Raw genomic sequence first — 24,160 nt, forward strand, 5'->3', positions numbered from 1 at the left:
GAGTTGACGTTGTGGCTTCTGGGGACTTGTCACGGCTTAGCGCCGCGACGATCGCTCCCGCGCCGAGGTGATCTTCGACGCATGGCCTGAGCGGGCCTTGGGACACGCCCCAGCGCGCGTCCGCCGCGGCTGACGATGAGATCGACCGTGGTGCTGAACGAAAGCACGTCGACGATCACCAGCACCGCGCACGCGGCGCCGAGCGTCTCGACGCCTTCGCGGCCCCATTCGAGCCTCACGTCGAAGCCGTCTTGCCCCCAGTAGCCCACCCCCACAGCATGCCCGGTGAATGGCCGGATGGCAGACTTCCGCACTGTGCGTGTCTATCTGGGATCCGACCATGCCGGTTTCGAACTGAAGAACCACCTGGTGGCGCACCTGCGCGAGCAGGGCCACGAAGTGACCGACATCGGTCCGCACGTCTATGACGCGGCCGACGACTACCCTGCGTTCTGCATCGAGACCGCGCGCCGCGTGGTCATCGACGAGGGCAGCCTCGGCATCGTCGTCGGCGGCTCGGGCAACGGCGAGCAGATCGCGGCCAACAAGGTCCGCGGCGCCCGCGCCGGGCTGGCCTGGAGCGTCGAGACGGCCAAGCTGACCCGCGAGCACAACCACGCCCAGCTGATCGGCGTCGGCGCGCGGATGCACACCGTCGAGGAGGCGACCGCGATCGTCGAGGCCTTCCTCGGGACGCCGCCGTCGCCGGACGAGCGCCACGGCCGCCGGGTCCAGCAGATGCTCGACTACGAGCGCACCGGCACCCCGCCGGCACTGCCTGCCTGATGCCCGAAGGGCACACGCTCCACCGGCTCGCGAAGGCGCATCAGCGCCGGTTCGCGGGCGCGCCGGTGGCCGTCAGCAGTCCGCAGGGCCGGTTCGCGACTGAAGCGTCCCTTGTGGACGGTCAGGTGCTGGTCCGTGCCGAGGCGTACGGCAAGCACCTGTTCCACGACTACGGTCCACACGGGACGGTGCACGTCCATCTGGGGCTGTACGGCACGTTCAGCGAGCTGAAGCCACCGGTGACGGAACCGGTCGGTCAGGTGCGGATGCGCATGGTCGGCCGTAATCACTGGGCCGAGCTGCGCGGGCCGACGCGGTGCGAGTTGCTCACGGCTGGTGAGGTCGAGGCCATCATGGCCAGGCTCGGGCCGGATCCGTTGCGTCGTGATGCCGAGCCGGACAAGGCTTTCGCGCGGATCTCGCGGTCGAAGACGTCGCTCGCGGCGCTGCTGATGGATCAGTCGGTGCTTGCCGGGGTCGGGAACGTCTACCGGGCCGAGGTGCTGTTCCGGCATGGGATCACGCCGATGCTGCCTGGGCGGGCGCTGGATTCCGCGCTGTGGAAGGATATCTGGGCGGATCTGGTGGTGCTGATGCGGCACGGGGTGCGGACCGGGAGCATCGACACCGTCGCGCCAGAGCATCTGCCCGAGGCCATGGGGCGCGCCGCGCGGGACGACCGGCATGGCGGTGAGGTCTACGTCTACCGGCGTGCCGGGATGCCTTGTTACGTGTGCGGGACGGCCATCGCGCATTCCGAGCTGGTGGGGCGGAATCTTTACTGGTGCCCTACTTGTCAGCCAGCGTGACGCTTAGGGCTGGGTCAGGGGCGGGATAAAGCGGGCTTTACTCCGAGTCGCGCTTCGCGCTCACGGAGTAAAGCCCGCTTTATCCCGCTTTCTCAGAAGTCGAAGCCGCCGCCGAAGTCGCCGCCGCCGTCGAAACCTCCGCCGTCGAAGCCGCCGCCATCCCAGCCGCCACCGTCGCCGCCCATGTCACCGCCGGCGTCGCCGCCCGCGTCCATCGCGTCCTGCTGGCCCGCGTCGTAGCCGGACTCCCATGCCGAGGCGCTCGCGATGCCGCCCATGCCGGAGAACATCGCGCTGAACAGGAACATCGAGCCCAGGCCCCAGGCGCCCGCCACGAGCGCGGGCTTCCACCACGGCTCGCTGTACCAGCCCTGCGGGACCGGGCGACCCGCGACACGGCCACCGGGGTAGTAATAAGGCGTGTTGTGGCCTGCCTCGGGCGAGGCCTCGTAGTGCTGGCCCTCGACGTCGACGCTGCGGTGCTCGGTGACCTTGCCGGCGCGCTCGCGCTCGGCGTCGTCGGGCAGCGCGGGTCCGGGGTCCATGCCCATCGCGACCCTGGCGGCGCGCACGTAGTACAGCCCCTCGACCGCGGTGTCCTTGACCAGCCGGGCCTGCTCGATGGTCTTGGCCTGCTCCATCTGGGAGCCCGCGGCGTTGTAGCGCTCCGCGGCGTCCGCCATCGCCTGCTGGGAGGCCGTGTCGTTGCCGCTGAGGTTCAGCACCTGGCCGCCGAGCCGCTCCACCAGGCGGCGCGCGTCGGCCTTGGCGTCGTCGAGCTCGCGCTGGCGGGCGGCCGCGCGCGACTTCGCGAGGTACATGCCCCCGCCGACGACAAGGACGAGGAGCACGATCAGGAAGATCGCGGTACCCATGGGTCACTCCCGGGTTTCTTCGAAGCGGAGCCTTTGAATCGGACAACGCGGACGGTACGCCGGAGGTTCCCGATGAGGCCCAAGGCACACCGGGGACTACCCGATCGCGCCGCGCCGCCCGGTCAGCACCTTCACCGGCACGTACTCGGCGAACGGGCCGTCACCCAGCGCCGCCCGCAGGTCGGCGTCGAAATCCGCCCGCTGCTCGCCGGTCAGCGCGTCCAGGTTCGCCGCCGAATACAGGGACCCGATCACGGCGTCGGCCGTGTGCTCCTCCGTGTAGTCGAACCGCTCTTCCTCGACGTCGGTGAAACCGGCCGCACGCAACGCCTCGGCGTAGCCGGCGCGTTGCGTGTCGCCGGTGCCGCAGCCGGTCATGTCGAGCTTTCCCAGGTATTTGGTCGAAACCTCGACCAGCGCCCGCGACCACGGCGTGTCATGTGTCCACATCGGAATTCCGTTCGCGGTCACCGCGATGCCGCCGCCGGGCCGCAGCAAGCGCGCCAGCGCTGCGAACAGTGGCGCCGGCTCCATCCAGTGCAGCGCGGAGCCGATCACGGTCAGGTCGAGACTTTCCTTTCCCAGCAGGGTTTCCAGCGTCGGCACGTCCGTGTCGGCGCCGAGCAGCCAGGTGATGTTCGACGCCGTGCTTCCGGCGCGCGCCCGCGCGAGCATGTCGACGGACGGGTCCATCCCGATCACCGCGCCCGCCACCGCCGCGAACGGATAGGCCAGCTGCCCGGTGCCGCAGCCGAGGTCGAGCACTCGCGATCCGGCGCCGATCCCGAAGGAGGCCGCCAGATACTCGATCACGTCCGGCCGGTAACCCCGCCGGTGCTTCGCGTAGTTGTCGACCGTGGCACCCTCGAAGACCGTCACATTCCCCATGCCGCCGAGCCTGCCGATCCTCGGAGTGCCCGGCAACCCATTCAGCCGATGGCGATCACTGGCGGAGAAAACTAGAACACGTTATAGTCCGGAACCATGAAGTTCACGCTCTCGGTCGCGATGAATCCGCTGGAGCACTTCGCCGACCTCGCCCGCACGGCCGAGGAGTGCGGCTTCTCGTCGATCGCTTTGCCTGACTCGCTTTTCTACTCCGAGACGGTCTCCGCCGACTATCCGTACACCCCGGACGGCAGCCGCTTCTGGACCGAGGAGACGCCCTGGTCCGACCCGCTGGTCGCCGCCGCGGCGATGGGCGCGGTGACCAGCGAGATCGAGTTCTACACCTCGGTGCTCAAGCTCGGCTCACGTAATCCGGTGCTGCTCGCCAGGCAGGTCAACTCGGTCGCCGCGCTGACCGGCGGCCGGTTCGGGCTCGGCCTCGGCGTCGGCTGGTCGCCGGAGGAGTTCGAGTGGTGCGGCGCGCCGTACGAGCGGCGCGGCAAGCGCGTCGACGAGGCGATCGACGTGCTGCGGCTGATCCTCGACGGCGGCATGGTCGAGTACCACGGCGAGTTCTTCGACTTCGGCAAGCTCAGGATGAGCCCGACGCCGCCGAAGCGCGTCCCGTTCTACATCGGCGGGCACACCGACGTGGCGCTGCGCCGCGCCGTGCGCGTCGCGGACGGCTGGTCGTCGGCGATGATGAAGTTCGACGACCTGCGCGAGACCATCGAGCGGCTGCGCGCGCTGCTCGCCGAAAACGGCCGCGCGGACGATCCGTTCGAGTACCAGGCCGTCTGCATCGACAAGTTCGGCTTGGACGGCTATCGCGCGCAGGCGGAAATCGGCGTCACCGACATCATCACCATGCCGTGGGTGTTCGACGGCATCGGCTTCGACGGTGAATTGGCCGCGAAGAAGGACTCCATCAAGAAATTCGGCGACGAGATCATCGCTCGATTCTGAAGAGCCCGGTTCTGAGGAGCGTGTCATGGGTGCCGATGTGTGCTGGGATCCCGCTGCCGAGCAGCCCGCCGCCAGGCAGGCCGCCTGGCGGTCGATGAACGCGGTCTGCGACGGCGACAAGGACGCCTGGGTCGCCCTGTTCGCCGCCGACGCGGTGATCGAGGACCCGGTCGGCCCGTCGATGTTCGACGCCGAAGGCAAGGGACATCGCGGCTCGGACGCGGTCGCCGCGTTCTGGGACCTCACGATCGCTCAGGTCGAGCGCTTCGAGTTCGTCATCAGGGACTCGCACGCCGCCAACGACGGCCGCGAGGTCGCCAACGTCGGCACGATCACCACCTACCTGCCAGGTGGCTACGTCGTCGACACGGACGGCGTCTTCATCTACCGCGTCGGCGAGGACGGGCTCATCCGCTCGATGCGCGCGCACTGGGAGACCGACCGCGCGCTCGCGACGGCCCGTCAGGTCGAACACGGGAAGTAACCGGGCCTGCCCGGTCACCTGTGGTTGTGTCACGCGGACGGCCGCGCGCCGACTCCGTTTGGTAAGCCCTCTTTACTAATGAGGTTCAGACCTCCTACCTTTACCACTGGCTCAAAGTGGCGCAGCGAGATTTGTCGGATTAATGGGTGCAAGCCGTCATGCATCCATCTGATCATTCAACGTCTCGGCCGCTTTCGGTCGTAGTGACCACCCAGTGGAACCGAGGAGTACGAATGTCGGCATCCCCCCTGCTGCGAAAGCTGGCCACGGCCGCCGCGGCAGTTCTCGCGCTGAGCGCGGTGTCTTCGGTCACCGTCCAGCTCAGTGCCCCCGAAGAAGCGCTCGCCCTGGAGAACGGCCTCGCCAGGACGCCGCCGATGGGCTTCAACAACTGGAACACGACCGGCTGCCGGGCGGAGTTCAACGAGGCGATGGTCAAGGGCATCGCCGACATCTTCGTGAACAAGGGCCTCAAGGACGTCGGCTACCAGTACGTGAACCTCGACGACTGCTGGGCGCTGCCGACCCGCAACTCCAAGGGCGACCTCCAGCCCGACCCGAAGCGCTTCCCCAACGGGATCAAGGCCGTCGCCGACTACATCCACTCCAAGGGCCTGAAGATCGGCATCTACACCAGCGCGGGCACGAAGACCTGCAACACCGCCGGTTTCCCCGGCGGTCTCAACCACGAGCAGCAGGACGCGAACCTGTTCGCCTCGTGGGGTATCGACTACCTGAAGTACGACAACTGCAACAACCAGAACGTCGACGCGCAGAAGCGCTACAAGGCCATGCGCGACGCGCTCAAGGCGACGGGCCGTCCGATCGTCTTCTCGATCTGCGAGTGGGGCAGGAGCGACCCGAAGATCTGGACCTGGGGCGAACCCGTCGGCAACCTGTGGCGCACCACCGGTGACATCTCCGACAACTGGTCCAGCATGATCGGCAAGGCGAAGGCCAACCGCGTGCTGTCGCAGTACGCGGGCCCCGGGCACTGGAACGACCCCGACATGCTCGAGGTCGGCAACGGCGGGATGACCCCGACCGAGTACCGCACCCACTTCAGCCTGTGGGCCGTCATGGCCGCGCCGCTGCTGATCGGCTCTGACCTGCGCAAGGTCAACGACGACACGTTCAAGATCCTGGAGAACAAGGACGTCATCGACGTCGACCAGGACAAGCTGGGCAAGCAGGCCACCATCACCAGCAACAGCGGCGGGCTGGTCGTCTACAACAAGGTGCTGGCCAACGGTGACCACGCGGTGGCGCTGTCGAACGAGAACACCGCGACCGCGACCATCAGCACCACCGCCGCCGCGATCGGCATGGGCGGCGCGACCTCGTACACGCTCAAGGACCTGTGGACGAAGTCGACCAAGACGACCTCCGGCGCGATCAGCGCTTCGGTGCCCGGCCACGGCACCGTGCTGTTCCGGGTGTCGAAGTCCGGCACCACCCCGCCCGGTGACACCGTCCGCTACGAGGCCGAGTCGGCGACCCTGTCCACCGGCGGCACCGTCGACTCCAACCACGCCGGCTTCTCCGGCGCCGGTTTCGCCAGCGGCGCCAACGCCGCGGGCAGCTACGTCGAGTGGACGGTGAACGCGACCGCCGCGGGCCAGGCGACGCTGAACTTCGGCTACGCCAACGGAACCACGGCGTCGAGGCCGGTCGACATCGCGGTCAACGGGACGGTCGTCGCGTCCGGGGTCACGTTCCCCGGCACGGGCGCATGGACCACGTGGAGCGCCGTCTCGCGGACGGCGAACCTGGCAGCGGGCTCGAACACGGTCCGGATCACGGCGACCACGGCCGACGGGCCCGCGAACCTCGACTACCTCGATGTGACCGTGGGTTAAGGACTCGTGCGCGTTGCGGGCGGTTAGAACCGCCCGCAACGCGCACGAGCTTTTCTAGTCGTGGTTGCGCGCGAACACCTGCAACTGGCTGTAGGGCCCGTTGAACAGGTTCTGGTCACCAGGGAAGCGGCCGCCGTCGGCGTGCTGCCAGAACGTGTAGTACGTCCAGTTGTACGGCAGCGTCCCCGGCGTCGACGCGTAGTTCGCGATCCACAAAGCGTTCGTGTCGGCGAAGGCGCCTTGGGTGCCGACGCACTGACGCCACCACGTGGTCGACGTGTAGATCACCGGACGCTTGCTCGTCCTGGCGTAGTAGGTGTTGCTGAAGTCGCGGACCCAGGCGGCCATCGAAGCCTGGCTCAGCCCGTAACACGTTGCGCCGTAAGGGTTGTACTCCATGTCGAGCGCCCCGGGCAGCGTCTTGCCATCGGCGGACCAGCCGCCCCCGTTGGCCAGGAAGTAGTTCGCCTGCGTGGCGCCGCTCGACTCGTTCGGCAGCGCGAAATGATAGGCGCCGCGGATCATCCCCACGTTGTAGGAACCGTTGTACTGCTGGGTGAAGTACGGATTCGTGTACCCCGTGGACTCGGTCGCCTTGACGATGGCGAACCGCGCGCCCGCGTTGTACGCGGCCTGCCAGTCCACATTGCCCTGGTAACTGCTGACATCCATGCCGGGCACGGTTTCCCCGGCCATCCGTACGCCGTCGCCGGTGGCTTGGCGGCCCTCGTGCTTCGCGATCTGCGACCCCATCGCGTGGTCGCCGGGCGGGGCGGCGTTCGCCGTGGTGGCGCTGGTCAACGCGACCGCGGCCGCGGTCAGGCAGAGCAGGATCGTCCTTTTCATGTGCACCCCAGTCGAGTCGTGCGCGGACAACGGGTTCATGGTGCAGCGCCCGACCAGGGTGGACAAAGAGTTTCAAGCATGGCTGAAATCGCGTTGATCTCTAACGGTGCCGTGGCGAGTCGGTGCCAAAGCAGGAAACCCGACGGCTCCTCGAAACTTGAGTTCGCCTGATCAGTCTGCGGCCGGTCGACCAGCTGCTCTCAACGTGAGATGCTCCCTGTGTTTTCAGTGTGCAATCGGGTCGTTGCGCGGCGAAGGGGCGAGATGCGTTTGAGGCGTGCACTAAAGAGTCTTCGGTTCGGAGCGGCTCGGATCTTCGACCTTCGTGGCGTGAACTACCGTGCCGCGAGAATAAAGTCTGTGGAGGATTTCGACGCTCGGGTTGCCACGTTGTTCGCTGAAGGGGACGACGATCTCGACGGCGACACCGTCCTCCGCGGTAAAAAGGACGATAGCTCCGAGGAGATCGCTCGCGGCGAACTGGGCAGAAAATACGCGGAGCGCCGCGCTGTCACTGATCACTACAAAAGAATTCTGCGGTCGAAAGATGCTTCGGTCGATCCGTATGGATTGGCTGACCCTCTGGAGCTGGAGACCAGGGCAGTCAAGAAAGAGCGCGAGGACTAGCATGTATCTGGTACTTGCCTTGGTGGATTGCGGCTCGAAGGATGGGTGGTCGTGAGCGCGCCCGACAAGGGGAGAACTCCGCGTGGCGGGCGCTACGCAGGTGAATCAAGCCTTGAGCGATTGTCGGCCGAGGGGGAGCGGAAAGTTGAGGCAAAGGTGCCCGCGCCGCATCGAGACCCTTCTATTTCGGCCAAGCAGCGACATGTAATTTGGTCAGATCGTCAGAATGCTTACCTTCAGTGGGCCGGAATCATATTCGCCTTTGTTATTTGTATATGCTTTCTAGTCGGCTCGATGTGGTTGATTTTAACGGGACACGAGGTTAGTGGAACTGTGTTGGGCACTGTCGATCTGGTAAGTCTTGCTCTTGTCTTCATCACCGGGAAGAGCGACTCGTCTGGCAGGTAGTGCGGACACGGGAAGGTGGGCCCATGCTGCGCTGCTGTCATTACCGAGCCGTTGCACTCTCAAGGCGGAGGGTCGCTGAGCGCGGAGTCGACGTCCGGTTCGGATCGGACGTCCAGACGGGTGATCTTGTGTTGCGACAAAAGGGCCGTTGGCCTGCGCTGATGGCAGGCCAACGGCCCTGTGGTCGGGACGACAGGATTTGAACCTGCGACCCTCCGCTCCCAAAGCGGATGCGCTACCAAGCTGCGCCACGTCCCGAGGGTCACACCGGCCCCGGAGGGGTGGTGTGAGGACAGCCTAGCGGTAGCCGCTAAGCTTGCTTCGCACCCGGTACCCGGGAGCGCGCGGGTGTAGCTCAATGGTAGAGCCCTAGTCTTCCAAACTAGCTACGCGGGTTCGATTCCCGTCACCCGCTCCGGTAACGAAAAGCCCTGGTCACGATCACGTGACCAGGGCTTTTTTCATGCCCGCCGTCAAGGCAAGAAGCGTTGCCTTGACAAAAAAAGTTGTCGGTGAGACCTTGGGTGCACCACGGACCGAAGGGATTCACGATGACCACCTACGCGCTCGACAAGACCTCGTCACCTGCCCGCGCCCGGCTGCTCGCCGGTGTCGTCGCCGGGCCGCTGTATCTGGCGCTGGGGGTCGCTCAGGCCGCCACCCGGGACGGCTTCGATCTGACCGTGCACCCGTTCAGCTTCTTGAGCCTCGGCGCTGGCGGATGGGTGCAGATCGCCAACTTCGTCGTCACCGGGGTGCTGTTCATCATCTCGGCCGTCGGGTTGAGGACGGCGATGAGAGGCAGTACCTGGGGGCCGCTGCTCATCGGGGGAATGGGTGTGGGGATGGTCGCCGGGGGAGTGTTCACCGCCGATCCCGCGTTCGGGTTTCCGGCTGGGGCGCCTGCCGGGCAGCCGGAAAGTGTGAGCTGGCACGGGACGCTGCACATGGTCGCCTTCCTGGTCGCGATCGTCGCTTGGACGTTGTCCTGCTTCGTTTTCGCTCGCTTCTTCGCGGCGAGGAAGCAGAAGGGGCTGGCCGTCTACAGCGTGCTGACCGGGGTCGCGCTGCTCGCGACGCCCGCGTTCATGAGTGCGCCTGGCGGTGTTGTCGTGCTCTACGTCGCCGCGACGCTCGGGTGGGTGTGGAGTTCGGTGGCCATCGGGAGTCTGGTCAAGGAGCATGACAACAGCGATATGTAGTAGGTATGCTACGAGCTGACGTAGCAATGGGATGGGGGTGCTCAGATGGCGAAAGTGGTGCTCGACGTCGACGGCCTGCGCATGCGGTATGGCACGAACGACGTGCTGCATGGCGTGAGTTTCCAGGCCACACAAGGGGAAGTGGTGGTCTTGCTCGGCCCGAACGGGGCGGGCAAGACCACCACGATCGAGATCCTCGAAGGCTTCCGGATGCGGTCGGCCGGGGAGGTCGCCGTGCTCGGGGTGGATCCGGCGCAGGGCGGGGAAGACTGGCGGGCGCGGCTGGGGGTCGTGCTGCAGTCCTGGCGTGATCATGGGAAATGGGGCGTTCGGGAACTGCTCGCGCACCTCGGCTCCTACTACACCTGCTACTCGACCGAGCAGATCAAGCGGCCTTGGGACGCGGATGAACTGGTCGACGCGGTCGGGCTGACCGAGCACGCCGGCAAGAAGATCCGGACGCTGTCCGGTGGGCAGCGGCGACGGCTGGACGTCGCCATCGGCATCGTCGGGCGGCCGGAACTGCTGTTCCTGGACGAGCCGACCGCGGGGTTCGATCCCGAGTCGCGGCGGGAGTTCCACGATCTGGTGCACCGGCTCGCCGACGAGCACGAGACCACGATCCTGCTCACCACCCATGATCTGGACGAGGCCGAGAAACTGGCCGACCGGATCATGATCCTGGCGAACGGCCGGATCATCGCCGACGGCTCTGCCGATGAGCTTTCGCGGCGCATCGCGGGGGAGGCCGAGGTGCGGTGGTCGCGGGACGGGCAGCGGTTCGTGCATTCGACCGCGGCGGCGACGAAGTTCGTTTATGAGCTTTTCAAGCAGTACGGCGAGTCTGTCGAGGAGCTCGAAGTCCGGCGGGCCTCGCTGGAGGACACCTACATGACCTTGGTACGCCAGGCCGAATCCGGCCAAGGTGAGGCCGACGTCCGCACGCTGGAAGAGGTGGCGGGATGACCCCGATCATGACCGCGCTGCGTGCCGGTTGGAACCGAGGGATGATCGAGCTGCGGCAGTCGTTCACCAACGGCCAGGACCTGTTCGGCCAGTTCTTCTGGCCGGTCGGGATGCTGGTGACGTTGTACTTCATGCGCGATTCGGAGGTGCCAGCCGGCGGGACGATGCTCGGCGCGATGGTGTTGCCGAGCCTGCTCGGGATGAACATCGTCTTCTACGGCATGCTCGCCATCGCTCAACTGCTCGCGGTCGAACGCGAGGACGGCACCCTGTTGCGAGCCAAGGCCATCCCCAACGGCATGCTCGGCTACCTCTTCGGCAAGCTCGTCACGGTCTCGGGCGGGCTGATCATCAACATCGCGATTCTGCTGATTCCGGGCTCGTTCCTGGTGGACGGCCTGGCGATCTCCGGCGTCGGCTCGTGGCTGATGCTGGCGTGGGTGCTGGTGCTGGGCATGGTCGCCACGCTGCCACTCGGCGCGGTGTTCGGTGCCCAGTTCACCAGCCCGCGCAGTCTCGGCCTGCTGATGCTGCCGATGATGGGCCTGGTCGCGATCTCGGGGATCTTCTACCCGATCACCGCGATGGCGCAGTGGCTGCAATGGCTCGCGCAGGCGTTCCCGATCTACTGGCTCGGCCTCGGCATGCGGTCGGCGATGCTGCCGGACACTGCGGCCGCGGTCGAGATCGGCGGATCGTGGCGGCACTTCGAAACCATCGGGGTGCTCGGAGCCTGGGCGGTGCTCGGCCTTATCCTCGCGCCGATCGTGTTGCGCCGGATGGCGCGCCACGAGTCCGGATCGAGTGTGGCCGAGCGCCGGGAGAAGGCGATGCAGCGTGTCGGGTGAGGTGGTGCACAACCGCATCGCCATGTTGCGTGCGGAACGAGGCATCTCACGGCGCCAGCTCGCCGACGGCCTCGGCGTGCACTACCAGACGATCGGCTATCTCGAACGCGGCGAGTACAGCCCCAGCCTCTTCCTGGCGCTGAAGATCGCGGAGTACTTCGAGGTGGCCGTGGAGGTCATCTTCTCGACCGAGCCGTTCCCGCGGCTCGGCGAGCGCTCGGCCTCGTGAGCGTTGCGGGCGGTTCCCGCCATGACGAACGTAAACCTGAGCACCCTCGTTGTGCAGGGTTTTCGGCCATTCAGCGGCCGAAAACCCTGCACAACTAACGGTTCAGCCCCCGGTGTCAGGCGAACGTCAAACTTAGCCTTTTAGCTATAGCGACCGGACTACCCGCAACCCTGTTACGGTTGGCTCATGCGCTGGCTGGCGCTCGTGGTGGTGATGGCGCTGCTCGCCGCCTGCTCGACCGAGGTGCCCGGCACCCCGGCGTCGAAGCCGGCTCTCGCCGCCGCCATCAAGGGTGGGCCGTGAGTGTTGCGGGCGGTTAGAACCGAATGTCGGGTAGTTGAGGTTCGGGCGGGTTCGTCAAGCCCGTTGCTCGGCGGGTGTCGCGCAGGTCGGTTGAGCCTTGTGAACGGGGCGTTCGTAACGCTGAGGGCGCAATTCGGGGATTTGGGTCCTGTGTGGACGTTAGCTGGGTTTGCGTTCGGTGGCCCAGTCTTCGCGAAACGCGTCGTTTGACAGCGCAGGCCGAGCCTTAACTGCCCGGCATTGGGTTCTAACCGGCGAAAACGCTCACGAGGCCTAAAATCGGTGGCGTCGGCTGGGGTGGGGTTGAGAGCATCGGCGGCATGTCAACCATCGTCGTACCCAGGTCGTTGCCCGTCGTCGCCACCGCGACGGCGAAGCAGCAGGCGGCCCTGAGCCGGAAGCGACCACGTCCAGTGTCGTGACCGGCTCGTTCGTCGCGGGGCTGCTCGCCGGGTATGGGATCGCGCTGCCGGTCGGGGCGGTCGCGGCGTATCTGGTGGCGCTGACCGCGCGGAACTCGCTCAAGGTCGGTGCGGCAGCCGCGCTCGGGGTGGCCAGTGCCGATGGGCTCTACGCGCTCGTCGCGGTGCTGGGTGGCGCGAGTATCGCCGCGGTCATTCAACCGATCGGTGGCACGCTCAAGGTCGTCGCCGCGGTCGTCCTCGTCGGGCTCGCGGGTGTCGGGGCGGCGCGGGCGATCAGGGACTTCAGGTCCGAAGTGGACACGAGGACCGTCAAGCCGTTGACCGTTCCCAGGGCCTACTTCAGCCTTCTCGGGATCACCGTGCTCAACCCGGCGACCGTCGTCTACTTCGCCGCGCTCGTCATGGGTGACAGGGCGCAGACGGCCAATGCGGCCGTGTTCGTCGTAGCCGCCTTCTTGGCGTCGGCCAGCTGGCAACTCACCGTCGCGTGTGGGGGAGCGGTGCTGGGACGGGTGCTGACCGGACACAAAGGACGGTTGATCACCGCGCTCACGTCGAGCGCGGTGATCGCCGGCCTCGCGGTTCAGATGGTCGTGTAGTGCGAAGCGTCGCCTTCGAGCGACTCGGAGCGCTCGCCGTCGACGCCCACCGGGACATCGCCTGCCACGGTGACCCGGTGGAGGCGTCGGGGGAGGTCGTCGTAGTTGTCGATGGCGTAGTGCTGGGTGATGCGGTTGTCGAACAGCACCAGCTGGTTCGGCTCCCACGAAACCCGCACGATGTTCTCCGGACGGGTCACATAGGACTGCAGCAGTCGCAGTATGTCCCGTGACTCCGTTGTGGACAGTCCGACGATCCGCTGTGCGAAGCCGCCGATGTACAGCCCGCGCTCACCGGTCTCGGGGTGCACCCGCACGACCGGGTGCGCGGTGCGGAACTTCTGCGAGACGAAGACCTCGCGGCGTGCCTTTTCCTTGTCGCTCAAGGAAGGCTGGACGTAGTCGTAGTCATTGGTGTGCACCGCGCGCAGCGTGTCGGCGAACGCGCGCAGTGGCGACGGCAGGTCGCGGTAGGCCGCGGCCGTGTTGGCGATCAGCGTCTCGCCGCCGTACGGGGGCACCACCAGGCTGCGCAGTGTGCTGGCCTTGGGTGGCGCGACCACGAACGTCACGTCCGTGTGCCACTGGTTCGCGCGGCCTTCCTCGCTGTCCACCGGCAGGATCGCGGGCGCGCCGTCGACCGACGGCACCGTCGGGTGTGCCTTGGTCAGCTCGCCGAAGCGCGCGGCGAAGCGCAGCTGGCCTTCGTCGTCGAGTGAGACGTTCTTGAACACGAGCGCCTTGTGCTCGTGCAACGCGTCCTTGACGAACTGGACGTCGAAGTCGCCTGCCGGGTCGATGCCGATGACCTCGGCGCCGATGCGCCCGGTGATCTTCCTGATGTCGATGAGTGTCATGCCGCGTGCTCCTTTACTCGGGTGGCCGGTCGCGCGAGGCCGTAGTGGCCGCGCAGGGTGGAAGCGCTGTATTCGGTGCGGAAGAGGCCCCGGCGCTGCAATTCGGGGACGACGAGGTCGACGAAATCGGTGAGACCGCCGGGCAGTGTCGGCGGCATGATGTTGAACCCGTCCGCGGCGCCCGCCGTGAACCAGTGCTCCAGCTGATCCGCCACCTGGACCGGGGTGCCCGCGAACACGCGGTGCCCGCGGCCGCCCGCCAGCCGCTCGATGAGCTGCCGGATGGTCAGGTTCTCGCGCCGTGCCAGGCCGGTGACCAGGTCGAACCGGCTCTGCTGACCCTCGGTGAAGGTGCCGACGTCGGGCAGCGGACCGTCGAGCGGGTAGCCGGCGAGGTCGTGGTCGAGCAGGTTCGACAGCTGCCGCACGCCGTACTCGGGCGTGATAAGCGCGTTGAGTTCGGCTTCGCGTTCGCGTGCCTCGGCTTCGGTGCGCCCGAGGATCGGGCTGATTCCAGGCAGGATCTTGATCTCGTCCGGGGTCCGGCCGTACCGCCCGAGCCTGCCTTTGACGTCGTCGTAGAACGCCTTGCCCTCTTCGAAAGTCTGCTGCGCGGTGAACACCGCCTCGGCGTAGCGCGCCGCGTATTCCTTGCCTGTCTCCGAAGAACCGGCCTGTACCAACAGCGGGTGCCCTTGCACCGGGCGGGGGACGTTCAACGGTCCGCGCACCTGGAAGTGCTCGCCCACGTGATCGATCGGCCGAATGAGGTCGGTGTCCGCGTAGACGCCGGTCTCCTTGTCGATCACCGCGGCGTCGTCTTCCCAGCTGTCCCACAGCTTTTTCGCGACCTCGATGAACTCGGTCGCCCGCTCGTAGCGCAGCTCGTGCGCGGGCCGGGCGTCACGGTTGAAGTTGAGCGCCTCGTCCTTGCCCGCGGAGGTGACGATGTTCCAGCCTGCGCGGCCGCCGCTGAGATGATCGAGCGACGCGAACTTGCGTGCCAGGTGATACGGCTCGTTGTACGTCGTCGACGCCGTCGCGATGAGTCCGATGTGGTCGGTCGCGCCCGCCAGCGCGGACAGCAAGGTCAACGGCTCGAACAGGTTGTGCGAGTTGTAGCGGACGTTGCCCCACAACGCGACCCCGTCGGCGAGGAACAGCGAGTCGAGCTTGCCGCGCTCGGCCGTGCGGGCCAGTTCGACGTAATGCCGCAGGGTCGTCGCGTGGCGAGGGTCGGTGTCCGGATGCCGCCACGCGGCCTCGTGATGGCCGTTCTGCATCAGGAACGCGTTCAAATGCAGTTGTCTGGTCACGCCTTCTCCTTCGGGCGCCAAGCGGAGAACCGTCGTTCGAGTGCGACGAAACCCTGGTTGACGATCAGGCCGAGCACCGAGACCGCGATGATCCCGGCGTACATCTGGGTGATCTGGAAATTGACCTGGGTGTTGTTGATCAGGTAGCCGAGCCCGGCCTTCGCGCCGACCATCTCCGCGGCGATCAGCACGAGGATCGAGTACGACGCCGCCAGCCGGATGCCGGTGAAGATCGTCGGCACCGCGAACGGCAGGATCACCTTGCGGAACAGGCGTGGACTCGACAGCCCGAGCGAGCGGGCGGCCCTGACCAGCAAGGGATCCACCGAGTTGACGCCCGCGATCGTGTTGAGCAGCACCGGCCACACGCAGGCGTAGACGACCAGCGTGATCTTGGACAGCTCGCCGATGCCGAGCAGCAGGGTGAACACCGGCAGCAAGGCCAGCGCGGCCGTGTTGCGCATGAGTTCCAGCAACGGGTTCAGGAACGCCGCGACCGGGCGGTACCAGCCGATCAACAGTCCTAACGGGACACCGATGGCGACCGCCACCACGAAGCCCGACGCCGACCGGCCGAGGCTCGCGGTCAGGTGATCGGCGAGCTGGCCGTTGAGCACCAGCTCCCACAACGCCACCAGATCTTCGGACACCGGCGGCAGGAACGTCCGGGTGCTCTCGTCGAGCACGTAGCGCGGCACGAGTTCCCATGCCGCCAGGAACAGGATGATGGCCGCCGAACTGCGCGCCGCCTTGCCCAAAGCCGAAAGGCCGGGCGGTTTGCGCAGCGTAGGGAGGGCGATCGGCTTTTCCAATGTCGCGGTCATCAGGCCGCCTTCCGGATCTCGTCGTGCAGCAGTTCCCAGAGCTGATGCCGATGGCGCACGAAACCGGGCGAGGACCGCACGTCGCCGGTCCGCTCGCCGAGGTCGATCTCGACGACCTCCTTGAGCCGTCCCGGCCGTGACGTCAGCACCGCGACCCGTTGTCCCAAGTAGACGGCTTCCTCGATGCCGTGCGTGATGAACACGATCGTCTTGCCGGTGCGCCGCCAGATCCGGAGCAGCTCGTCCTGGAGCTGGTCTCGTGTCTGCGCGTCGAGCGCGGCGAACGGCTCGTCCATCAGGAGGACGCCAGGGTCGTAAGCGAGGCTCCTGGCGATCGCGACGCGTTGTTTCATACCGCCGGACAGCTCGTGCGGCAGCTTCTCCTCGAACCCGGAAAGCCCCACCAGGTCAAGGAATTCACGGGCACGATCGGCGCGCTGCCGCTTCGTGAGCGACCCGCCTTCCAGTCCGAACTCGACGTTGGCGCGTGCGGTCCGCCAAGGGAAGAGCGCGTACTGCTGGAAGACCACGCCGCGGTCCAATCCGGGGCCGGTCACCGGCGAGCCGTCGATCAGCACCTCGCCCGACGTCGGCTTGCTGAGCCCGCCGAGCAGGTCGAGCAGCGTCGACTTGCCCGAGCCGCTCGGCCCGACCAGCGAGAGGAAACTGCCGTCGGCGATGTCGAGTGAGACATCGTCCAACGCGGTCAGCGCGCCGAAAGTCTTGGTGACATTGCGGATGTTGATCATTTGGACCCCGCGTAGGGGTTGAACTCGTTGGTGTACAGCTTCTTCGTGTCGATCTTGTCGCTCTTGGTGAACCCTGACTGTTTGAGCCAGCCTTCCCAGAGCGTGTAGTCCTGGTCGCTGATCAGGCCGCCATGCGTGATGCCGACGCTCTTCCAGTACTTGAGCGTGTCCGTGCTCTCGTTGCGGTCGCGCTGTTTGATGATCTTCGTGAACCGCGCGATGACCTCCTCGCGAGGCGTCGTCCGCTCCCACTCGATCGCCCTGGCCACGGCCGAGACGAAGATCTTCGACGTCTCCGGGTACTTCTTGATGAAGTCGGTGCGCAGCACGTACGGACCGCCGTTGTACGGCCCGAACGCCTCGACGTCGGAGACCAGCCTGCGCAGGCCACCGGTCTCCGCGGCGTGGTCCTGCAGGATGCCGTTGAGCGCGCCGACGTCGACCTGCCCGTTGCGCAGCGCCTGCTCGGTGTTGACCGGCGGCAGCACCACGAGCTGGACCTGGTCGGTCTCTGCCTGGGTGAGCCCGTTGCGCAGCAGCCAGGTGTCGAGCGCTGCTTCGAGGTTCGCGCCGACCGTGTTGACCGCGACCTTCTTGCCGATCAGGTCACGCGGCGAGCGGATCGGGCTGTCTTCCTTGACGTAGAAGCCGAGGTAGGTCTTCTCGTCCGAGCCGTAGTAGTTGACGACCGCCTTGACCGGGGCGCCTGCCTCGATGAGCTTGACGACCGCGCCGGTGAAGGCGCCGCCGAAGTCGGTCTGGTCGGTCGCGGCCGACTGGATGTCCTGCGGGCCGCTGATGGTGTTGCCGACCCACTTGAGCTTCACCTGCCCGAAGTAGCCGAGGTCTTCGGCGAGTTCGGGCAGCGAGACGTTGTTCGCGGAACCTTGGTAGCGCAGTTCGAGCTTCTCGGGCTGACCGGGTGCGCTGGCCGTCGCGGAGGTACCGCACCCGGTCAGCGCCACCGCGGCCACGAGGACTGTGGCGAGCAATGGCTGGGTTTTGTTCACGACGCCACTATTGGGCAGCAGGCGAACGAGGGGCAACATTGCGATAATTTGAACTAAAGAAATCTCAGGATGTGCGACGTAGGCCTGTGCTCAAGGGATCTTGGTACAGTGCGTTCAGCAGTACGGCACCGCCTGCCGTGGCCAGTTCGCGGCCGGAAAAGCTAGATGGCACAACGGTTTTCGATGCGTCGTCACAGATCCACGAGCGCGTGGCGACCTCGTCGCGCAGCACGGAAAGGCAGCCGGGGACGTGGTGCACGCTTTGGTCGACGACGATCAGGATTTCCGGATTGAGCACGTCGAGCAATAACGCGGCGGCCTGTCCGAGTAGTCGTGCGCGTTCGTGGAATAGCGCTACCGAATTCGAGTCGCCCTTTTTCGCGAGCGTGAGTAATTCCGGAAAAGGGAGATCGGCTTTACGGGCGACCGTCTGCTCGGAGACCGTCGCCTGCAGGCACCCGGTCCGCCCGCACTCGCACGGCTCGGCGCTGTCGTCGACCGGAAGGTGCGCGACGGCGCCCGCCGCGGACCGCGGCCCGTGGTGCACGGTGTCCCCGGTGGCGAAGGCGGCGTCGACGACGTTGCCCGCGAAGAGCTGGACAACGCTCGCCCGCGCGCGGGTCTGGCCGAGCAGCCGTTCGGCGTGGACGAGCGCGCGGGAATGGCTGTCCACCGCGACGGTCAGTCCTGTGTGCTCGGTCAGCAGGTCCCGTGCCGGCACGTCGTGCCAGCCGAGCAGTGGATGGTCGATGATCGAGCCGGTCTGCTCGTCCACCCAGCCGCCGGTCGCGACGCCGATGCCGTCCGGGTTGCCGAGCTCGAGCAACGCGTCGGCGGCGCCGCGCAATACGGCGCCCGGCTCAGCGCCGGGATGCGGGATCTCGCGCTGGACGAGCACGCGTCCACGCACGTCGAGCAGCGCGACCGTCGCGAAGTGGACGGCGAGGTGGATGCCGCCGATGACGTGGTGCGCGGTGTCGAGGTCGACCGGGACGTGCGGGCGGCCGATGGCGCCGCCGACTTCGGGAAGTTCACGCAGCAGGCCGAGTTCGGTGAGTTCGGCGGTGTGCCCGGTGACGGCGGCGGGGGACAGGCCGGTCCGGCGGGCGATGGTGCTGCGGGCGATGGGTCCGTGGTCGAGCACGGTGCGGAGCACGGAACTCGCGCTGGCGCTGCGCCGATGTGTCCTTTGTGGACCATCGCGCAGCGCCCGCTGAGAACCCATGGCGAAGATGGTTACACGCGTGCGCGGGGTTGCCTAGGACACGCGCAGGGTGCTCACCATGTGAGAGCTGGCCGAGAGGAAACCGGGCACCGGCAGGTCGTCGCGGGTGAGCTGCTTGACGAGCCCGCGCTGACGCCACCACAGCAGCGTGGCGTGGTACATCCCGCGATAGGACGAGTCGTACCGCGAGGCCCAGATGGTCACCGTGCTGCTGACCTCGGTGCCGTTGACCGTGATCGACAGGGTCGGGGCGTGATCACGTTGGCGTGGCTGGAAGTTGAACGTGCCGGGGCCGGAAACGGGTTTCCAGTCGCGGAACTGCTGTTGGACGATGCTGCTCGCCTGCCGGGTTCCGGCGGGTGTTTCCACGTCGAGCTGTTGGTGCGCTTTGGCCTGGATGTAGACCAGCGTGCAGAAAACAGCCAGCGCGGTGAGGATGAGAACTGCTGGCAAGGGTGGACTCCTTTGTCCGTTTCCGTGCTCCCGTCCGCGGGGGTTGGCTTATCACTCGCGCGGGGACAGGCGTTCGTTACGACCGTTACCGGGGATCGGCGGGGAACGCGATCAAGGAGAGATCTTTTCCGGGCCGGTCGGCGGAAGGGCGGACAGCTTAACTCTCGCGCTGACGGGGGACTTGCTGGGGCACCCCTGAAGTGTGAGCGGGCGCTGGATGAATCTTGCGTTATTCCCCTCGCCGACACACGCGGGTTGCGGTGAAGGGTTCTTACGCTGCGCTGAACGGCTGAACGGGTGGTACCTCGGCAGGCGAGTGAAAAATGATCTTCCCGGCCGCGGCCGCTTGGGCGACCATTTCGTCCGCTCCCGCCGACGGTCCGCCGATGCGCAACACAGCGTCGCAATAGGCGAGCAGCCGTTCGGCGATGGGATGGAAGATCTCGTCGAACGCCTCGTCCCCCACACGAGTGGAGCCGGCGAGTGCGACGAGCGGCAGCGCCAGGTCTTCGCCGGTCACCGGCACATGTCCGGCGCGGAACAGCGGGAGCGCGGCCTCGTGCATCGCCGCGACGTTGGCCGCGAGCTTGGCCGGGTCGTCGCCGGTGCCGGAGCGGTGCGGGCCTGCCACCAAGATCATCATGAGGTGCCTCCTATGCCAGGTGGACGGTCGTGCCCGCGTCGCGTAGCGCGTCGAGGGTGCGGGGGCCGACCGGGTGGGTTTCGGGGTCTTCGGCGGCACGGTCGGTGACGAACTCGGCGGCCGCGTCGAGCCCCGCGATCCGGCTGAACGCGCGCGTGCCGAGTTTCGTCGCGTCGGCGACGGCGATCGTGCGAGAGGCTCGCTGAAGCGCGAGTTGTTTCACGGCCGAATCCTCGAGTGAGAATTCCGAATAGCCGTCTTCGGCGTGCACTCCGCCCAGCGAAAGCACGAAACAGTCGAAACTGAGTTCGCCCAGCGCGCGCAGCGTTATCGGGCCGACCAAAGAACCTTCGGCGGGTCGCGGTTCTCCGCCCAGCAGAAGGAGCCGGACGCCGGGGACGTCCGTCAAGCGCGCCGCGGCTTGCAGGCTCAGCACGCCGACGGTGACCGGAGCGCGTTCGGCGAGCGCCGCGGCGACGTGGACCGTGGTGGTGCCCGCGTCGAGCAGCACCGTCTCGCCCGGCCGGATCAGGCTCGCGGCCAGCGCGCCGATGCGGGCTTTCGTCGCTTCCTGCCACTTCGCGCGGGCGGCGAACCCGGATTCGGGCTCGCGGGTCGCGGTCGCCGCGCCGCGGATCCGCTGGAGCAGGCCCTGGGCCTGCAGCGCGTCGAGATCACGGCGGACGGTCATCTCGGAGACGCCGAGACGGTCCGCGAGGTCGGTCACGGAGATCCGGCCGGCGGCCTGGACGAGGCGGAGGGTGACGTCGAGTCGATCGGCTACCGGCACGGTCATTTTCTATCACGAGCATGTGCGAAGTGGTAGATCTATGTTCGCAGCCAAACTGGTCAGAAGGCTTGTCAGATTGCGAGAGTCGAAGCTACTGTGCGGTAGGTCACGGCGGCGGTGCCGTGCCGGAGGGAGCCTCGACGATGCTCGATCGGATCGGCGCCACCTGTCACTCGCTGTCCGTGCTGGTCAAGGCCGGGATGGTGGAGATCGGCCGCCCGGATCTCGCGGTCGCGTCGCTGCGGGCGGTGCGCGGGCTCGGGCCGATCGCGGGCGCCGCGAAGGTGTCGGCCCGCCGCGATCCGAACGCCGTCGCGCTCATCGACGAACTCGGCCCGGTGACCTACGGCGAGCTGGATCGCCGGTCCAACGCGCTCGCCAGAGCCTGGCTCGCGCACGGGTTCGGCGCCGATTCGGTCATCGCGGTGCTCTGCCGCGACCACCGCGGCGTCGTCGACGCGATGCTCGCGTCCGCCAAGCTCGGCGCCCGGCTGCTGCTGATGAACACCGGCTTCTCCCGGCCGCAGCTCGCCGACGTCGCGCGGCGCGAAGGCGTCTCGGCGCTGGTGCACGACGAGGAGTTCGCGGACCTGCTCGGCGATGTCGACCCCGAGGTGCGCCGGTACTCCGAGTCGCTGGTCGAGGAGCTGGTGCATGGCGACGGGCGCGACCTCAAGCTGCCGCGCGAGTGCGGCGCGCTGGTGCTGCTGACCAGCGGGACCACGGGTACGCCGAAGGGCGCGCCGCGCCGGGTCCGTTCGCCGCTGGCCGCCGCGCAGTTCCTCGAGCGCATCCCGCTGCGCCGGGGGCAGACCATGTACATCGCGGCGCCGACCTTCCACGGCACCGGCTTGTCGCAGTTCATCCTGGCCTTCGCGCTCGGCATGACGGTGGTGTTCCGCAGGCGGTTCGACGTGCACGCCACCCTCGAAGGCATCGCGAAGCACCGCTGCGACGTGCTCGTGGTCGTGCCGACGATGCTGCAGCGGATCGTCGACTTCGGCGGGGTGCGCGACTACGACACGTCCAGCCTGCGGATCCTGTTCAGCGCCGGGTCCGCACTGGGCGCCGATCTGGGCGATCGCGCGACCGCGTTGTTCGGCGACGTGATCCACAACCTTTACGGCTCAACGGAAGTCGCCGTCGCCACCATCGCCACGCCGGAAGACTGGCGCGCGGCGCCGGGCACGGTCGGCAAGCCGCCGCGCGGCTGTCTCGTCCGGCTCTACGACGACCAAGGCCGCGAGGTGACCGAGATCGGCGCGCGTGGCCGGATCTTCGTCGGCAGCGCCCTCGCGTTCGACGGCTACTCGGGCGGCGGCACCAAGGAGTTCGTCGACGGGCTCATGTCCAGCGGCGACGTCGGCCATTTCGACGACGGCGGCAGGCTGTTCGTCGAGGGCCGCGACGACGACATGATCGTCTCCGGCGGCGAGAACGTGTTCCCCGCCGAGATCGAGGACCTGCTCGCGGCGCACCCCGCGCTGCTCGAAGCGGCCGTCATCGGCGTGCCCGACCGCGAGTTCGGGCAGCGGCTGCGTGCGTTCGTGGTGCCCGCGTCGGAGATCGACGCCGACACGGTCAAGGCCTACGTGAAGGGAAATCTCGCTCGCTACAAGGTTCCGCGTGATGTCGTGTTCCTCGGCGAGCTGCCGCGCAACGCGACCGGGAAAGTGCTCCGCCAGAAGCTCCGCGACTACCAGGAAGGCGTTCCTCGATGAAGAGGCTCCTCGCTGTGCTGTGTGCTGTGCTTTTAGTGTCCACAATGGCCACTCCGGCGATGGCGGCGACACCGTCCCCGCCGCAGAGCGACCCCTTCTACAGCCCACCGGAGGGATACGAGTCGCTCGCGCCAGGCGCGGTGCTGCGATCCCGTCAGGTCGAGATCTCGGCGTTCGCGGCGCTACCGCAGAAGGTCCAGTCCTGGCAGCTGCTGTATCGCACCAACGACGCGCTCGATCGTCCACAAGCGACGGTCACGACGGTTTTGCTGCCGTGGGGCGCGAAGCCTGGTCCGCGGCCGCTGCTCAGCTACCAGGTCGCCGAGGACAGCGCCGCGCCGCAGTGCGCGATCTCGTATCAGCTGCGACAGGGCGCCGGTAACGAGAACATCGTCGCGCAGGCGGAGATCCTGCTGATCGACGCGGCCGTCCAGCAGGGCTGGGCGGTGAGCGTCCCGGACTACGAAGGCCGCAAGAGTGCTTACGTGGCAGGGAAACAAGCCGGTCACGCCACTTTGGACGGTATTCGCGCCGCGCAGAACTTCACCCCGCTCGGGCTGAACTCCCAAGGACCGGTCGGCCTCTGGGGCTACTCGGGTGGCGCGCTCGCTTCAGGCTGGGCTGCGGAGATGCAGCCGTCGTACGCACCCGAGCTGAACATCGGGGGTGTCGCCGAGGGCGGCCTGCCGGTGAACCCCGCGCACGTGCTCGAGCAGGCTAACGGCGGCCCGTTCGCGGGGATCGCGATGAGCGGCATCGCCGGGCTGAGCCAGGCGTACCCGCAGCTGGCGGAGTTCCTTGACGCGAACATGACCGCCGAGGGCAAGGCCGCGCTGGCCAAGGCCAAGACGCAGTGCAACTCCGGCAACACGACCACGTTCGCGTTCAAGGACCTCTTCAAGTACTTCACGGTCAAGGACCCACTGAACCAGCCGGTCCCGCGGCAGGTGCTCGCCGAGGTGACCATGGGCAAGGCCACGCCGGCCGCGCCGCTGTTCGTCTACCACTCGGTGAACGACGAGCTGGTGCCCAGCGCGGACACCGACCGGATCGTGCGGCAGTACTGCGCCGACGGCGCGAGCGTGAAGTATCAGCGCGACATCTTGAGCGAGCACGTCATCCTGGTCGCGACCGGCGCGGCGGACGCGTTGAACTGGCTCAAGGACCGGCTTTCGGGCAAGCCGGCGCCCGCGGGGTGCAGCACGAAGACGGTCCTGTCGTCGCTGCTCTCGCCGAGCGCGTTGCTGACGTTCGGGTCGGTGCTCTACCACGACCTGCTGGCGTTGTTCGGCCGTCCGATCGGATAGTCGTGCGCGTTGCGGGCGGTTATTGAGCGGAAACGCAAAGGTGGCGCGTCGGCCGCGGTCGCGGGCTCGCCGGGCACCAGGTCAGGGAGCGAGGGATGTGTGAGTGGTGACTCTGCTGCATCTAGCGGAGCAGAGTTACCACTCG

26 protein-coding genes and 2 tRNA genes are annotated in these 24,160 nt (G+C 67.1%); 14 read left to right on the forward strand and 14 right to left on the reverse strand.

Annotated elements, in window-relative coordinates; all coding sequences use genetic code 11:
* Positions 1-29: 29 nt before the first annotated feature.
* Positions 30-269: a hypothetical protein gene (locus AB5J62_RS09210; protein WP_370947717.1), complete on the reverse strand. Its 240-nt coding sequence runs from the start codon at positions 267-269 to the stop codon at positions 30-32.
* A 46-nt stretch (positions 270-315) separates the two neighbouring features.
* Here AB5J62_RS09210 and AB5J62_RS09215 point away from each other — a divergent pair, with 46 nt between their 5' ends.
* Entirely contained in the window at positions 316-786 is a 471-nt protein-coding gene (locus AB5J62_RS09215) for a ribose-5-phosphate isomerase (protein WP_370947719.1), read from the forward strand.
* Positions 786-1,595 carry an Fpg/Nei family DNA glycosylase gene (locus AB5J62_RS09220; RefSeq protein ID WP_370947720.1) on the forward strand — a complete coding sequence of 270 codons (810 nt, stop codon included), beginning with the start codon at positions 786-788 and terminating at the stop codon, positions 1,593-1,595. The genes AB5J62_RS09215 and AB5J62_RS09220 overlap by 1 nt, the downstream gene beginning before the upstream one ends.
* 92 nt (positions 1,596-1,687) lie before the next feature.
* On the opposite strand, the gene AB5J62_RS09225 is transcribed toward AB5J62_RS09220, so the two are convergent.
* Both AB5J62_RS09225 and AB5J62_RS09230 read right to left on the reverse strand, forming a co-directional pair.
* Positions 1,688-2,470 (reverse strand): hypothetical protein, encoded by a 783-nt coding sequence (locus AB5J62_RS09225; RefSeq protein ID WP_370947721.1) that lies wholly within the window; start codon positions 2,468-2,470, stop codon positions 1,688-1,690.
* A 96-nt stretch (positions 2,471-2,566) separates the two neighbouring features.
* Positions 2,567-3,358 (reverse strand): class I SAM-dependent methyltransferase, encoded by a 792-nt coding sequence (locus AB5J62_RS09230; RefSeq protein ID WP_370947722.1) that lies wholly within the window; start codon positions 3,356-3,358, stop codon positions 2,567-2,569.
* 96 nt (positions 3,359-3,454) lie between these two features.
* Here AB5J62_RS09230 and AB5J62_RS09235 point away from each other — a divergent pair, with 96 nt between their 5' ends.
* From AB5J62_RS09235 to AB5J62_RS09245, 3 genes are all read left to right on the forward strand, one after another.
* Entirely contained in the window at positions 3,455-4,324 is an 870-nt protein-coding gene (locus AB5J62_RS09235) for a TIGR03619 family F420-dependent LLM class oxidoreductase (protein WP_370947723.1), read from the forward strand.
* Positions 4,325-4,349: 25 nt separating this feature from the next.
* The gene (locus AB5J62_RS09240; protein WP_370947724.1) at positions 4,350-4,808 is read left to right on the forward strand and encodes a nuclear transport factor 2 family protein; all 459 of its coding nucleotides are present in this window, start codon (positions 4,350-4,352) and stop codon (positions 4,806-4,808) included.
* Between the two features lie 233 nt (positions 4,809-5,041).
* Positions 5,042-6,667 carry a carbohydrate-binding protein gene (locus AB5J62_RS09245; protein WP_370947725.1) on the forward strand — a complete coding sequence of 542 codons (1,626 nt, stop codon included), beginning with the start codon at positions 5,042-5,044 and terminating at the stop codon, positions 6,665-6,667.
* 54 nt (positions 6,668-6,721) lie between these two features.
* On the opposite strand, the gene AB5J62_RS09250 is transcribed toward AB5J62_RS09245, so the two are convergent.
* Positions 6,722-7,513, reverse strand: a complete 792-nt coding sequence (locus tag AB5J62_RS09250) for a lysozyme (protein WP_370947726.1) — start codon at positions 7,511-7,513, stop codon at positions 6,722-6,724.
* 360 nt (positions 7,514-7,873) lie between these two features.
* Between AB5J62_RS09250 and AB5J62_RS09255 the strand changes: the two genes are divergently transcribed.
* Positions 7,874-8,140 (forward strand): hypothetical protein, encoded by a 267-nt coding sequence (locus AB5J62_RS09255; protein ID WP_370947727.1) that lies wholly within the window; start codon positions 7,874-7,876, stop codon positions 8,138-8,140.
* A 589-nt stretch (positions 8,141-8,729) separates the two neighbouring features.
* On the opposite strand, the gene AB5J62_RS09260 is transcribed toward AB5J62_RS09255, so the two are convergent.
* A tRNA-Pro gene (locus AB5J62_RS09260) sits at positions 8,730-8,806 on the reverse strand.
* A gap of 86 nt (positions 8,807-8,892) precedes the next feature.
* Here AB5J62_RS09260 and AB5J62_RS09265 point away from each other — a divergent pair.
* From AB5J62_RS09265 to AB5J62_RS09290, 6 genes are all read left to right on the forward strand, one after another.
* A tRNA-Gly gene (locus AB5J62_RS09265) sits at positions 8,893-8,963 on the forward strand.
* A gap of 136 nt (positions 8,964-9,099) precedes the next feature.
* A complete protein-coding gene (locus tag AB5J62_RS09270; protein ID WP_370947728.1) occupies positions 9,100-9,750 on the forward strand; it encodes a DUF998 domain-containing protein in 651 nt (216 codons plus the stop codon).
* A gap of 45 nt (positions 9,751-9,795) precedes the next feature.
* Positions 9,796-10,716 (forward strand): ABC transporter ATP-binding protein, encoded by a 921-nt coding sequence (locus tag AB5J62_RS09275; RefSeq protein ID WP_370947729.1) that lies wholly within the window; start codon positions 9,796-9,798, stop codon positions 10,714-10,716.
* Positions 10,713-11,564: an ABC transporter permease gene (locus tag AB5J62_RS09280; RefSeq protein WP_370947730.1), complete on the forward strand. Its 852-nt coding sequence runs from the start codon at positions 10,713-10,715 to the stop codon at positions 11,562-11,564. The genes AB5J62_RS09275 and AB5J62_RS09280 overlap by 4 nt, the downstream gene beginning before the upstream one ends.
* A 22-nt stretch (positions 11,565-11,586) precedes the next feature.
* Positions 11,587-11,793: a helix-turn-helix transcriptional regulator gene (locus tag AB5J62_RS09285; RefSeq protein ID WP_091292016.1), complete on the forward strand. Its 207-nt coding sequence runs from the start codon at positions 11,587-11,589 to the stop codon at positions 11,791-11,793.
* A 721-nt stretch (positions 11,794-12,514) separates the two neighbouring features.
* On the forward strand, positions 12,515-13,120 hold the full coding sequence (locus AB5J62_RS09290) for a LysE family transporter (RefSeq protein WP_370947731.1): 606 nt from the start codon (positions 12,515-12,517) through the stop codon (positions 13,118-13,120).
* Here AB5J62_RS09290 and AB5J62_RS09295 read toward each other — a convergent pair.
* The 9 genes from AB5J62_RS09295 to AB5J62_RS09335 all read right to left on the reverse strand — a co-directional run bounded on the left by AB5J62_RS09295 (position 13,105) and on the right by AB5J62_RS09335 (position 20,993).
* The gene (locus AB5J62_RS09295) at positions 13,105-13,977 is read right to left on the reverse strand and encodes a TauD/TfdA dioxygenase family protein (RefSeq protein WP_370947732.1); all 873 of its coding nucleotides are present in this window, start codon (positions 13,975-13,977) and stop codon (positions 13,105-13,107) included. The genes AB5J62_RS09290 and AB5J62_RS09295 overlap by 16 nt on opposite strands.
* Complete coding sequence (locus tag AB5J62_RS09300; protein ID WP_370947733.1) at positions 13,974-15,293, reverse strand: LLM class flavin-dependent oxidoreductase; 1,320 nt, start codon at positions 15,291-15,293, stop codon at positions 13,974-13,976. Before AB5J62_RS09300 ends, AB5J62_RS09295 begins: the two co-directional genes overlap by 4 nt.
* Entirely contained in the window at positions 15,290-16,117 is an 828-nt protein-coding gene (locus AB5J62_RS09305) for an ABC transporter permease (protein ID WP_370947734.1), read from the reverse strand. Before AB5J62_RS09305 ends, AB5J62_RS09300 begins: the two co-directional genes overlap by 4 nt.
* The gene (locus tag AB5J62_RS09310) at positions 16,117-16,866 is read right to left on the reverse strand and encodes an ABC transporter ATP-binding protein (protein ID WP_370947735.1); all 750 of its coding nucleotides are present in this window, start codon (positions 16,864-16,866) and stop codon (positions 16,117-16,119) included. The genes AB5J62_RS09305 and AB5J62_RS09310 overlap by 1 nt, the downstream gene beginning before the upstream one ends.
* The gene (locus AB5J62_RS09315) at positions 16,863-17,876 is read right to left on the reverse strand and encodes an ABC transporter substrate-binding protein (RefSeq protein ID WP_370947736.1); all 1,014 of its coding nucleotides are present in this window, start codon (positions 17,874-17,876) and stop codon (positions 16,863-16,865) included. Before AB5J62_RS09315 ends, AB5J62_RS09310 begins: the two co-directional genes overlap by 4 nt.
* Before the next feature lie 64 nt (positions 17,877-17,940).
* Complete coding sequence (locus tag AB5J62_RS09320) at positions 17,941-19,101, reverse strand: ROK family protein (protein ID WP_370947737.1); 1,161 nt, start codon at positions 19,099-19,101, stop codon at positions 17,941-17,943.
* 33 nt (positions 19,102-19,134) lie between these two features.
* Complete coding sequence (locus tag AB5J62_RS09325) at positions 19,135-19,554, reverse strand: hypothetical protein (RefSeq protein ID WP_370947738.1); 420 nt, start codon at positions 19,552-19,554, stop codon at positions 19,135-19,137.
* A 271-nt stretch (positions 19,555-19,825) separates the two neighbouring features.
* Positions 19,826-20,197, reverse strand: coding sequence for a DUF4406 domain-containing protein (locus tag AB5J62_RS09330; RefSeq protein WP_370947739.1), 372 nt, complete (start codon positions 20,195-20,197; stop codon positions 19,826-19,828).
* Positions 20,198-20,207: 10 nt separating this feature from the next.
* Entirely contained in the window at positions 20,208-20,993 is a 786-nt protein-coding gene (locus AB5J62_RS09335; protein WP_370947740.1) for a DeoR/GlpR family DNA-binding transcription regulator, read from the reverse strand.
* Positions 20,994-21,130: 137 nt separating this feature from the next.
* Between AB5J62_RS09335 and AB5J62_RS09340 the strand changes: the two genes are divergently transcribed.
* Complete coding sequence (locus AB5J62_RS09340) at positions 21,131-22,708, forward strand: acyl-CoA synthetase (RefSeq protein WP_370947741.1); 1,578 nt, start codon at positions 21,131-21,133, stop codon at positions 22,706-22,708.
* Positions 22,709-22,752: 44 nt separating this feature from the next.
* The gene (locus AB5J62_RS09345; RefSeq protein ID WP_370947742.1) at positions 22,753-24,015 is read left to right on the forward strand and encodes a lipase family protein; all 1,263 of its coding nucleotides are present in this window, start codon (positions 22,753-22,755) and stop codon (positions 24,013-24,015) included.
* Positions 24,016-24,160 lie beyond the last annotated feature (145 nt).

This window comes from Amycolatopsis sp. cg5 (assembly GCF_041346955.1).
In the GTDB taxonomy this organism is placed as follows: Bacteria; Actinomycetota; Actinomycetes; order Mycobacteriales; family Pseudonocardiaceae; genus Amycolatopsis.